The 12361-nt window shown below is 54.4% G+C and carries 7 protein-coding genes, 2 tRNA genes and 3 rRNA genes; 4 read left to right on the forward strand and 8 right to left on the reverse strand.

Going from position 1 to position 12361, the window contains the following annotated elements; all coding sequences use genetic code 11:
• The first annotated feature begins 80 nt into the window (after positions 1–80).
• Entirely contained in the window at positions 81–767 is a 687-nt protein-coding gene (gene inhA / locus AB3226_RS05895) for an isonitrile hydratase (RefSeq protein ID WP_367372381.1), read from the forward strand.
• 683 nt (positions 768–1450) lie between these two features.
• Here the strand turns inward: inhA and AB3226_RS05900 are convergent.
• Positions 1451–1936 carry an SRPBCC family protein gene (locus AB3226_RS05900; RefSeq protein ID WP_367372382.1) on the reverse strand — a complete coding sequence of 162 codons (486 nt, stop codon included), beginning with the start codon at positions 1934–1936 and terminating at the stop codon, positions 1451–1453.
• A 198-nt stretch (positions 1937–2134) separates the two neighbouring features.
• Here AB3226_RS05900 and AB3226_RS05905 point away from each other — a divergent pair, with 198 nt between their 5' ends.
• The 3 genes from AB3226_RS05905 (at position 2135) to AB3226_RS05915 (ending at position 3979) form a co-directional block, all read left to right on the forward strand.
• Positions 2135–3076, forward strand: a complete 942-nt coding sequence (locus AB3226_RS05905) for an ADP-ribosylglycohydrolase family protein (RefSeq protein ID WP_367372383.1) — start codon at positions 2135–2137, stop codon at positions 3074–3076.
• Complete coding sequence (locus AB3226_RS05910; RefSeq protein ID WP_367372384.1) at positions 3073–3471, forward strand: GFA family protein; 399 nt, start codon at positions 3073–3075, stop codon at positions 3469–3471. The genes AB3226_RS05905 and AB3226_RS05910 overlap by 4 nt, the downstream gene beginning before the upstream one ends.
• A gap of 106 nt (positions 3472–3577) precedes the next feature.
• Positions 3578–3979: a lysozyme inhibitor LprI family protein gene (locus AB3226_RS05915; protein WP_367372385.1), complete on the forward strand. Its 402-nt coding sequence runs from the start codon at positions 3578–3580 to the stop codon at positions 3977–3979.
• Positions 3980–4191: 212 nt separating this feature from the next.
• On the opposite strand, the gene AB3226_RS05920 is transcribed toward AB3226_RS05915, so the two are convergent.
• The 7 genes from AB3226_RS05920 to AB3226_RS05950 form a co-directional block, all read right to left on the reverse strand.
• Positions 4192–4446 carry a DUF1652 domain-containing protein gene (locus AB3226_RS05920; RefSeq protein ID WP_367372386.1) on the reverse strand — a complete coding sequence of 85 codons (255 nt, stop codon included), beginning with the start codon at positions 4444–4446 and terminating at the stop codon, positions 4192–4194.
• A 348-nt stretch (positions 4447–4794) separates the two neighbouring features.
• Complete coding sequence (gene mrdA / locus AB3226_RS05925; protein ID WP_367372387.1) at positions 4795–6690, reverse strand: penicillin-binding protein 2; 1896 nt, start codon at positions 6688–6690, stop codon at positions 4795–4797.
• Between the two features lie 244 nt (positions 6691–6934).
• A 5S ribosomal RNA gene (rrf, locus tag AB3226_RS05930) occupies positions 6935–7050 on the reverse strand.
• A gap of 161 nt (positions 7051–7211) precedes the next feature.
• Positions 7212–10103 (reverse strand): 23S ribosomal RNA (locus AB3226_RS05935).
• A 230-nt stretch (positions 10104–10333) separates the two neighbouring features.
• A tRNA-Ala gene (locus AB3226_RS05940) sits at positions 10334–10409 on the reverse strand.
• 9 nt (positions 10410–10418) lie between these two features.
• Positions 10419–10495 (reverse strand) — tRNA-Ile (locus AB3226_RS05945).
• Between the two features lie 123 nt (positions 10496–10618).
• A 16S ribosomal RNA gene (locus tag AB3226_RS05950) occupies positions 10619–12157 on the reverse strand.
• The 16S, 23S and 5S rRNA genes sit together here with 2 tRNA genes alongside, the layout of an rRNA operon.
• Positions 12158–12361 lie beyond the last annotated feature (204 nt).

Genomic DNA, 12361 nt, shown 5'->3' on the forward strand with positions numbered 1-12361 from the left:
TTCGTGGGGTTATTGGCGTATACGCCAGATCCTACGAGCCTACAGTGAAGCCGTCCACCCCAACCAGGAGAAAAAACGCCATGACGTTGCAGATCGGTTTTCTGTTGTTTCCACAGCTTCAACAACTGGACCTGACCGGCCCTTATGACGTTCTGGCCTCGCTGCCGGACGTGAAAGTGCATCTGATCTGGAAGGACCTGGTCCCGATCACCGCGAGCACCGGGCTGGTGTTGAAACCGACCATCACCTTCGACGATTGCCCGCCACTGGATGTGATCTGCATTCCCGGCGGCAGCGGCGTCGGGCCGTTGATGGAGGATGACGAAACCCTGGCCTTCATCAAGGCTCAGGCCGCTAACGCGAAGTATGTCACTTCGGTTTGCACCGGCGCGCTGGTGCTTGGCGCGGCGGGGTTGCTCAAGGGCAAACGTGCCACCACTCACTGGGCGTATCACGAATTGCTTGGGGTTTTGGGAGCGATCCCGGTGAACGATCGGGTGGTGCGCGACGGCAATCTGCTGACCGGTGGCGGTATCACCGCGGGGATCGATTTTGCCCTGACCCTGGCGGCTGAATTGTTCGATAAGGACACCGCGCAACTGGTGCAGTTGCAGCTGGAATACGCCCCGGCGCCGCCGTTTGCTTCGGGAAGCCCGGAGACTGCTCCGGTCAGCGTGCTGGATGAAGCCCGCAAACGCGCTGCCGCGTCGTTGAAATTGCGCTCGGAAATCACCGAACGTGCAGCGGCGAAACTCGATCGCCAGTGAAAGAAACGGCGGTGGGCGCTATCGCGTCCGCGGCCAGTTGCTCAGGCCGGAAAATCCGCCAGCGATTAACGTGTTTGTAGGGTTTACGGCTGCTGCGCAGCCGAACGCAGCCTACGGCAGCTGCTACAGGAGATCGGGTTTCAGTTTTTTGCACACGAAAAAAAACCCGCCTAAGCGGGTTTCTCAAGACCATCGCGACATCCTGTCGGCAGCCATCCTGGCGTATGGTCGATCATCCATGATCCTGAGCACGTCCTGTGCTTCAGTTGATGGATCCAGATTAGACGCATCGTTGAAGCTTCAAAAGACGACATACCACTGGCTACGTGTAAGCCATTGACCATTCAACGCCTGAAAGCTGCACTTGTAGCAACAATCGGCAGAGGCTACGGCGAACCGGGTTGACGTTTTCCGCAGGCGAAAAAAAACCCGCCGAAGCGGGTTTTTCCCAAGACCATATCGACTCCCTGTCGGCAGCGATCCTTGCTATGGTCGATCATCCGTGACCCTGGAGCACTTCCTGTGCTTCAGTTGATGAAGCTAGATTACGCTTGGGATCCAATCTGCAATAGACGACATAGCTACTACCGCGTGTAAGACATTCGCTATATCCACCCCTCCGAAAACCCTTGGATGTATCAGCCATCATGCGCTGAAGCCACGAGTTTCATGGCCTGCAGCCATCAACCTCCCTGACGCTCGTGGTCCTTGGTGTCTACCAGAAATTTTTCGATATTGCTCATCTGCTCATCCCAGCCCCGGCTGTCCATGCGGAACGCCTTGAGCCTGCGCGACTGAGGAATGTGATCGAAACCGGACTCGACGACCTTCAACAACGTGCCTTCATCCATATCCTCGAGTTCGAACTTCACCAGCGTTGTGGGCTCCTGGGAGTAATCGGTATCGGGTTCGACTGCATACGGGTGCCAGCGAAACGAAAACACCCGCTCCGGCTCGACCCGCTCTACCAGTACATTCCACAACAAGTGCTCATAACCAGGATAAGTAATCTGCCCCTGGGTCCACTCGCCGGCGACAAAGCGCTTGCCTTCGAGCGCCACGCCGAACCATTGCCCAAAGGCTTCGGCATTGGCCAGCACGCGCCAGACCTGCGAGCGCGGCACCTTGAGCAGGATCTTCCTTTCGATGCGATCTGATGCTGGGTTCATAAGTCACCTCCTGTATTGAACAGTAGGCCTGTAAAGACCATAAGACCAACTTAAAAGTTGTATCCAACAGGTGCCGCAATCACCCGTACCTGAAATATTCGGCCTCAGTTTTGGCCATAAGTTCTGGTTTTTCGGGGGAGCCGGCGAGCTGAAACTGCTAACGTTTGCAACGACGTGGAACCCTTACAAGGAAGATTCATGCAGCCTTCACTCACGGAACGTTATCGCGCAACCCTGCTGGGGCTTGCTTGTGGGGATGCCGTTGGCACCCATGCCGAATTCCAGCCGCGCGGCTCATTCGCTCCTCTGACCGATATGGTTGGGGGCGGCCCGTTCAATCTGAAGCCAGGGCAATGGACCGATGACACTTCCATGGCACTTTGCCTGGCAGAAAGCTTGCTGAACAAAAAAGGTTTTGATGCGGCCGATCAAATGGGCCGTTACCTCAACTGGTGGCAATGGGGTTACCTGAGTTCGACCGGCGAATGCTTCGACATTGGTATGACCGTCCGTGAAGCGCTGGCTCGTTATCAGGAAACCGGTCAGCCATTCGCGGGATCCACCGATCCCTATACGGCCGGTAACGGCTCGCTGATGCGGTTAGCGCCTATAGTGTTGTACTACTTTCCCGACCCCGACCGGATCAGGAGGTTTTCCGCAGACAGCTCGCGCACTACCCATGCGGCGCCGGAGGCACTTGAATGCTGTCAGTTGCTTGCCGCTCTGATCCGCAAGGCATTGCAAGGCGCGCCCAAGCAGGATTTGCAGAGCCTGCCAGAGACGACCTTCCTGGAACCGAAGGTCGCGAGCATCGCCCGAGGCGATTACCTCGGAAAATCCAAAGACGATATTCGCGGTACCGGTTACTGCGTTGCATCACTGGAAGCGGCCTTGTGGTGCTTTCACCACACTGACAGTTTTGAAGCCGCCATCCTCGAAGCGGCGAACCTTGGCGATGACGCCGATACCACTGCCGCCATCGTCGGCCAGTTGGCCGGGGCTCATTACGGTGTGCAGGCCATCCCTGACGGCTGGCTTGCGAAATTGCACATGCGCGATGACATCGAGGCCACGGCTGACTCCCTGCTTCGGGCCGCAGCTGCCGACATATCAGCCACGCAACCAGGAAAAGCCCCATGAATAACTTGCATGGCAGCTGCTTGTGCAAAGCCATCGAATACGAACTTGATCGCCTCGACATGCCCATCAGTCACTGCCACTGCCATACCTGTCGCAAGGCACACGCAGCAGCATTCGCCTCAACGGCCGGGGTCATGCGTGAGCATTTTCGCTGGACAAAAGGACAGGACCGGCTAAGCACCTATGAGTCGTCGCCGGGCAAGCTTCGGCATTTCTGCTCGATCTGCGGATCGCATCTAATGGCAGAGCGCTTGACCCAACCTCATGTAATCGTTCGCGTGGCGACTCTCGACGATGATCCGAAAATGACTCCTCAGGCTCATATCTGGACGTCCCATGACGTGTCCTGGCTCGAATATGAATCGAATGAGAAATGTCCGCAGTGGCAGGTATAAATTCTGAACAGCGCAGCGCTTTTGTGGCGAGCGGCAGATTCGTTGATTAACCATCCGCTTCGCTACACTGCACCGCAACTTTCCAATGTCACCACGAGAATCCCCCATGCACCCACGCTTTCTCCTGGCACTGACGCCGCTGCTGTTCACCACCGTGGCGCATGCCGTGGACTGTGCGAATGCGAACGACCAGGGCACCATGAATCAGTGCGCCGCCGAGCAGTACAAAACGGCTGATAAAGAGCTGAACACGCTTTACCAGCAAATCACCAAACGATTGAAAGACAATCCCGATGCCAAGAAGCTGCTGGTCAGTGCGCAACGCAACTGGGTGACGTTTCGTGATGCCGAGTGTGAGTTTTCGACCTCTACGGTGACGGGTGGCAGTGTGTATCCGCTGATCTACAGCCAGTGCACCACCAACCTGACCAAGGCGCGCGTCGAAACCTTCAAACGCTACCTCAAGTGTGAGGAAGGCGATATGAGCTGTCCGGTGCCTGGGGTTTGATGCTGCGGTGTTCTTGAAGGCCTCTTCACGGGCAAGCCTCGCTCTTGCGGGGGCTTTGGCGGGACACAAATTGTGTGTTCAGCAAAAAATCCTCCGACAACTTGATGTTGCCGATCTGCTTCAGGCTATCGGAGTGTTCGACGGTGGCCGAGTCTTCCTTCTCGGCTTCGGATACACGCCGCACCGCCAACGTGGTGCGGCGTGACGCACGTTTAGCGGTAAAATGGAGGGTGACTGAGTTTGTGAGCCTCGATTTCTTGCCGCATATCAGCCACTAGCGACGCGATCGCGTGGGGACTATCCAGTGTCCATACCGGAACATGGGTGGCCACCAGATCCACTTTCCCGGTCATGCAATCGCAGACCCGAATTGTCAGGGACTGGTCCGCCTCCATGCTGCAAGTGCACACAGCGGGCAAAAAACTATGCTCAATGATATTTTGAATTTCCAGGGTTGAAAGGAACATTGCTACCTCCCGAATGCCAGATGTGTGGCCGGGCAAATGCTCCCTCACTCACCCATTAACCTGAAAATTCTAGTCTTCAATAGCAGGTGTCTCAAGACCGTAACAGGTTGCTCGTCGTCTCATTGGTTGTCGCGATTTACAACAACACTTGGGAGCCGCCCTGCATCATGCAAAACCTGCCGACACCGTGGTGCCACCGGTCCAGTCCTGGGATGTCGCCCTGCGGGCAATAAATCGGTATTGAAGTGCAGGAGAAGTCGATCAGTCGGTCGAGAGAATGTTCGCCGCTCGATTAACCCGTCAGCACATGCTCAGTATCTGTAAGCCGGTGCTGTATAGCTTTGATCGTTAGACGTGAGCGTGGTCACCCAGCGCTTTGCTCGGCACGGCGTATTGCGGCTTCAGGTGACCATCCTGATCGAGCAGCCAGGCGTCCATGATTTGCCGCACCACCGGACCGGCGACGCGACCTCCGGCCTCGCCGTTTTCGATCATGACCGAGATGACAATCTTCGGATGTTCAGCCGGGGCGAAACCGACGAACAAGGCATTGTCACGGTTGCGCTCCAGCGTTTTCGCCCGGTTGTAGCGTTCACCCTGCTTGATCGCCACCACTTGCGCGGTCCCACTTTTGCCAGCAATACGGTACTGAGCCCCCGCCGCTGCCGCTCGGGCAATCCCACGGGCATCGTGCATCACCATCTGCATGCCATGATTGACCTGTTCCCAGTCACGCGGGTCCTTGAGCAGGATGTTCGGCATCGGATGCTCGTCCACCGGCGCTACGCCATCCACCGTTTTGGCCAGGTGTGGTCGGTTCCATATACCTTTGTTGGCGATCAGCGCGGTGGCTTGGGCCAATTGCAGAGGCGTGACCTGCATGTAGCCTTGACCGATTCCGAGGATCACAGTCTCGCCAGGGAACCAGGGTTGACGACGGGTCGCGCGTTTCCAGGCCTGGGATGGCATCAACCCTGGGGACTCTTCGAACATGTCCAGCGAGACCTTTTCGCCAAGACCGAACATCGCCATGTAGTCGTGCAGACGGTCGATGCCCAGCTTGTGGGCCAGATCGTAGAAGTAGGTGTCGTTGGAGCGCATGATCGCCGCGTCCATGTCTACCCAACCATCGCCACTGTGGTTCCAGTTACGGTATTTATGATCAAAATCCGGTAGCTGGTAATAACCTGGATCGAAGACACGGGTCTGCGGGGTGACCACCCCGGCGTCGAGGCCGGCGATCGCCACTTCCGGCTTGATAGTCGAGCCCGGCGCGTAGAGTCCACGCAGCACACGATTGAACAACGGCCGGTCGATGGAATCGTGCAGCGCAGCGTATTCCTTGAAGCTGATGCCCGTCACGAACATGTTCGGATCGAAGCTTGGCTTACTGACCATGGCCAATACTTCGCCGGTTGACGGGTCGAGAGCAACCACCGAGCCACGGCGATCGCCCAATGCCTCCTCGGCTGCTTCCTGAAGTTTGACGTCGAGGCTCAGGACGATGTTTTTGCCGGGGACCGGGTCGGTGTGTTTGAGCACTCGCAGCACGCGGCCCTGGGCGTTAGTCTCGACCTCTTCATAACCCACATGACCATGCAACTCGGGCTCGTAGAATTTCTCGATGCCGGTCTTGCCGATGGATTGGGTACCACGATATTCCACCGTATCCAGAGCCTTGGATTCTTTCTCGTTGATGCGGCCGACGTAGCCGATCGAATGGGCAAAGTGCACGCCCATCGGGTAGTGGCGAACGAACTGTGGCTCTACGTCGATCCCTGGCAGACGGAATTCGTTGACTGCCAACACCGCGATCTGTTCTTCGTTGAGTTCGTAGAACAAGGTGACGGGCACGAAGGGGTGTCGAGCCTGCTTCATCGCCTTGTCGAACTGCGTGCGATCTTCAGCCGGCAGGTGCAGGAGGTTGACCACGTCATCCAGCTCTTCTTTGACGTCGGAGGCGCGTTCGCGGGTGATGGTCAGGTTGAAACTGGGCCGGTTGTCCGCCAGTAGCACGCCGTTGCGGTCGTAGATCAGCCCGCGGGTAGGGGCGATCGGCAATACGTGTACACGGTTGTTTTCGGAGATCGTCGAATGGTATTCGTACTCGACCACCTGCAGAACATACAGCCGCACCACCAGCGCGCAGGTAATAGCGACGACGAACAAGGCGCAGGCCATCAGTCTTTTATTGACCAGGCGCGTCTCTTTTTCGTGGTCCTTGATTGGTATTGGTTCAGGCATTTCTGCAGCGGCTCTTTGACTGTAGAAGAGGTGCCGATCCGTAGGCTTGAAATCAGTCCGTTAAAAAACGAGCTGCACCATACCAAAAACGGTGCGTCACTTAAGCGCGTCAGCCAAAATTTCATAAACGATGCAGGTATCACCAGGAAAAGTGGTCGGAATATCCCTTTATTTACCACGGCACTTTCCTGCGGGCAAAACAAAACCCCTACCTGCATACGCAGATAGGGGTTTCGGAATTTAATCTTGACGATGACCTACTCTCACATGGGGAAACCCCACACTACCATCGGCGATGCATCGTTTCACTGCTGAGTTCGGGATGGGATCAGGTGGTTCCAATGCTCTATGGTCGTCAAGAAATTCGGTAGCCAGGTCGTTCTCTCTTGCGAGATCACGCTCCAGCGAATGGGTATGTGATAGATCTGGTGTTTCGTGAGTGTCACAAACTTTCGGTTCGTTTCGTCTTCACACACCGCAATCTGGTGCCTTCTCAGGTCAGCAAATTGCTTGGGTGTTATATGGTCAAGCCTCACGGGCAATTAGTATTGGTTAGCTCAACGCCTCACAGCGCTTACACACCCAACCTATCAACGTCGTAGTCTTCGACGGCCCTTCAGGGGACTCAAGGTCCCAGTGAGATCTCATCTTGAGGCTAGTTTCCCGCTTAGATGCTTTCAGCGGTTATCTATTCCGAACATAGCTACCCGGCAATGCCACTGGCGTGACAACCGGAACACCAGAGGTTCGTCCACTCCGGTCCTCTCGTACTAGGAGCAGCCCCTCTCAAATCTCAAACGTCCACGGCAGATAGGGACCGAACTGTCTCACGACGTTCTAAACCCAGCTCGCGTACCACTTTAAATGGCGAACAGCCATACCCTTGGGACCGGCTTCAGCCCCAGGATGTGATGAGCCGACATCGAGGTGCCAAACACCGCCGTCGATATGAACTCTTGGGCGGTATCAGCCTGTTATCCCCGGAGTACCTTTTATCCGTTGAGCGATGGCCCTTCCATACAGAACCACCGGATCACTAAGACCTACTTTCGTACCTGCTCGACGTGTCTGTCTCGCAGTCAAGCGCGCTTTTGCCTTTATACTCTACGACCGATTTCCGACCGGTCTGAGCGCACCTTCGTACTCCTCCGTTACTCTTTAGGAGGAGACCGCCCCAGTCAAACTACCCACCATACACTGTCCTCGATCCGGATAACGGACCTGAGTTAGAACCTCAAAGTTGCCAGGGTGGTATTTCAAGGTTGGCTCCACGCGAACTGGCGTCCACGCTTCAAAGCCTCCCACCTATCCTACACAAGCAAATTCAAAGTCCAGTGCAAAGCTATAGTAAAGGTTCACGGGGTCTTTCCGTCTAGCCGCGGATACACTGCATCTTCACAGCGATTTCAATTTCACTGAGTCTCGGGTGGAGACAGCGCCGCCATCGTTACGCCATTCGTGCAGGTCGGAACTTACCCGACAAGGAATTTCGCTACCTTAGGACCGTTATAGTTACGGCCGCCGTTTACCGGGGCTTCGATCAAGAGCTTCGCGTTAGCTAACCCCATCAATTAACCTTCCGGCACCGGGCAGGCGTCACACCCTATACGTCCACTTTCGTGTTTGCAGAGTGCTGTGTTTTTAATAAACAGTCGCAGCGGCCTGGTATCTTCGACCGGCGTGGGCTTACGCAGTAAATGCTTCACCCTCACCGGCGCACCTTCTCCCGAAGTTACGGTGCCATTTTGCCTAGTTCCTTCACCCGAGTTCTCTCAAGCGCCTTGGTATTCTCTACCCAACCACCTGTGTCGGTTTGGGGTACGGTTCCTGGTTACCTGAAGCTTAGAAGCTTTTCTTGGAAGCATGGCATCAACCACTTCGTGTACTAAAAGTACACTCGTCATCAGCTCTCGGCCTTAGAATCCCGGATTTACCTAAGATTCCAGCCTACCACCTTAAACTTGGACAACCAACGCCAAGCTGGCCTAGCCTTCTCCGTCCCTCCATCGCAATAACCAGAAGTACAGGAATATTAACCTGTTTTCCATCGACTACGCTTTTCAGCCTCGCCTTAGGGACCGACTAACCCTGCGTCGATTAACGTTGCGCAGGAAACCTTGGTCTTTCGGCGTGGGTGTTTTTCACACCCATTGTCGTTACTCATGTCAGCATTCGCACTTCTGATACCTCCAGCAAGCTTCTCAACTCACCTTCACAGGCTTACAGAACGCTCCTCTACCGCATCACCTAAGTGATACCCGTAGCTTCGGTGTATGGTTTGAGCCCCGTTACATCTTCCGCGCAGGCCGACTCGACTAGTGAGCTATTACGCTTTCTTTAAAGGGTGGCTGCTTCTAAGCCAACCTCCTAGCTGTCTAAGCCTTCCCACATCGTTTCCCACTTAACCATAACTTTGGGACCTTAGCTGACGGTCTGGGTTGTTTCCCTTTTCACGACGGACGTTAGCACCCGCCGTGTGTCTCCCATGCTCGGCACTTGTAGGTATTCGGAGTTTGCATCGGTTTGGTAAGTCGGGATGACCCCCTAGCCGAAACAGTGCTCTACCCCCTACAGTGATACATGAGGCGCTACCTAAATAGCTTTCGAGGAGAACCAGCTATCTCCGAGCTTGATTAGCCTTTCACTCCGATCCACAGGTCATCCGCTAACTTTTCAACGGTAGTCGGTTCGGTCCTCCAGTTAGTGTTACCCAACCTTCAACCTGCCCATGGATAGATCGCCCGGTTTCGGGTCTATTCCCAGCGACTAGACGCCCTATTAAGACTCGCTTTCGCTACGCCTCCCCTATTCGGTTAAGCTCGCCACTGAAAATAAGTCGCTGACCCATTATACAAAAGGTACGCAGTCACCCAACAAAGTGGGCTCCCACTGCTTGTACGCATACGGTTTCAGGATCTATTTCACTCCCCTCTCCGGGGTTCTTTTCGCCTTTCCCTCACGGTACTAGTTCACTATCGGTCAGTCAGTAGTATTTAGCCTTGGAGGATGGTCCCCCCATATTCAGACAAAGTTTCTCGTGCTCCGTCCTACTCGATTTCATGACCAAGAGATTTTCGCGTACAGGGCTATCACCCACTATGGCCGCACTTTCCAGAGCGTTCCGCTAATCTCAAAGCCACTTAAGGGCTAGTCCCCGTTCGCTCGCCACTACTAAGGGAATCTCGGTTGATTTCTTTTCCTCAGGGTACTTAGATGTTTCAGTTCCCCTGGTTCGCTTCTTAAGCCTATGTATTCAGCTTAAGATACCTAACTTATGTTAGGTGGGTTCCCCCATTCAGACATCTCCGGATCAAAGTCTGTTTGCCGACTCCCCGAAGCTTTTCGCAGGCTACCACGTCTTTCATCGCCTCTGACTGCCAAGGCATCCACCGTATGCGCTTCTTCACTTGACCATATAACCCCAAGCAATCTGGTTATACTGTGAAGACGACATTCGCCGAAAATTCGCGATTAAACTCACAAATTTTACCTTAGCCTGATCCACTACCAGTGAAAGTAGTGTTCAGTCTATCTTTCTATCACATACCCAAATTTTTAAAGAACGATCTAATCAAAAGACTAGAAATCAATATTCACACCGGAATATTCATTTCTAAACTCTCAAACGTTTCGAAGCAGTTAATGGTGGAGCCAAACGGGATCGAACCGTTGACCTCCTGCGTGCAAGGCAGGCGCTCTCCCAGCTGAGCTATGGCCCCATACAAAATTGGTGGGTCTGGGCAGATTCGAACTGCCGACCTCACCCTTATCAGGGGTGCGCTCTAACCAACTGAGCTACAGACCCAATTTCGAGCGCGTAACTGTTAGCGTTGAGCTATCAGCTTGGAGCTTAAAGCTGCTTCTATCGTCTTCTTCAATGAATCAAGCAATTCGTGTGGGAACTTATGGAGCAGCTGATGTCGTCGATTAAGGAGGTGATCCAGCCGCAGGTTCCCCTACGGCTACCTTGTTACGACTTCACCCCAGTCATGAATCACACCGTGGTAACCGTCCTCCCGAAGGTTAGACTAGCTACTTCTGGTGCAACCCACTCCCATGGTGTGACGGGCGGTGTGTACAAGGCCCGGGAACGTATTCACCGCGACATTCTGATTCGCGATTACTAGCGATTCCGACTTCACGCAGTCGAGTTGCAGACTGCGATCCGGACTACGATCGGTTTTCTGGGATTAGCTCCACCTCGCGGCTTGGCAACCCTCTGTACCGACCATTGTAGCACGTGTGTAGCCCAGGCCGTAAGGGCCATGATGACTTGACGTCATCCCCACCTTCCTCCGGTTTGTCACCGGCAGTCTCCTTAGAGTGCCCACCATGACGTGCTGGTAACTAAGGACAAGGGTTGCGCTCGTTACGGGACTTAACCCAACATCTCACGACACGAGCTGACGACAGCCATGCAGCACCTGTCTCAATGTTCCCGAAGGCACCAATCCATCTCTGGAAAGTTCATTGGATGTCAAGGCCTGGTAAGGTTCTTCGCGTTGCTTCGAATTAAACCACATGCTCCACCGCTTGTGCGGGCCCCCGTCAATTCATTTGAGTTTTAACCTTGCGGCCGTACTCCCCAGGCGGTCAACTTAATGCGTTAGCTGCGCCACTAAGAGCTCAAGGCTCCCAACGGCTAGTTGACATCGTTTACGGCGTGGACTACCAGGGTATCTAATCCTGTTTGCTCCCCACGCTTTCGCACCTCAGTGTCAGTATCAGTCCAGGTGGTCGCCTTCGCCACTGGTGTTCCTTCCTATATCTACGCATTTCACCGCTACACAGGAAATTCCACCACCCTCTACCATACTCTAGCTCGTCAGTTTTGAATGCAGTTCCCAGGTTGAGCCCGGGGATTTCACATCCAACTTAACGAACCACCTACGCGCGCTTTACGCCCAGTAATTCCGATTAACGCTTGCACCCTCTGTATTACCGCGGCTGCTGGCACAGAGTTAGCCGGTGCTTATTCTGTCGGTAACGTCAAAACAGATACGTATTAGGTAACTGCCCTTCCTCCCAACTTAAAGTGCTTTACAATCCGAAGACCTTCTTCACACACGCGGCATGGCTGGATCAGGCTTTCGCCCATTGTCCAATATTCCCCACTGCTGCCTCCCGTAGGAGTCTGGACCGTGTCTCAGTTCCAGTGTGACTGATCATCCTCTCAGACCAGTTACGGATCGTCGCCTTGGTGAGCCATTACCTCACCAACTAGCTAATCCGACCTAGGCTCATCTGATAGCGCAAGGCCCGAAGGTCCCCTGCTTTCTCCCGTAGGACGTATGCGGTATTAGCGTCCGTTTCCGAGCGTTATCCCCCACTACCAGGCAGATTCCTAGGCATTACTCACCCGTCCGCCGCTCGCCACCAGGTACAAGTACCCGTGCTGCCGCTCGACTTGCATGTGTTAGGCCTGCCGCCAGCGTTCAATCTGAGCCATGATCAAACTCTTCAGTTCAAACATCTTTGGGTTTTTAAGAAACCCTAAACTTGGCTCAGCAATCGTTGGTTACATCTTTGATTTCTCGCGGAGTAACTTGTGATGCTGATAATCTTGTTGACTATCAGTCTGACTCCACAAGCACCCACACGAATTGCTTGATTCAGTTGTTAAAGAGCGGTTGGTTAAGATCTTTCGTCTCAACCGAGGCGCGCATTCTAC

This window comes from Pseudomonas lini, from assembly GCF_964063345.1.
GTDB lineage: Bacteria > Pseudomonadota > Gammaproteobacteria > Pseudomonadales > Pseudomonadaceae > Aquipseudomonas > Aquipseudomonas lini_B.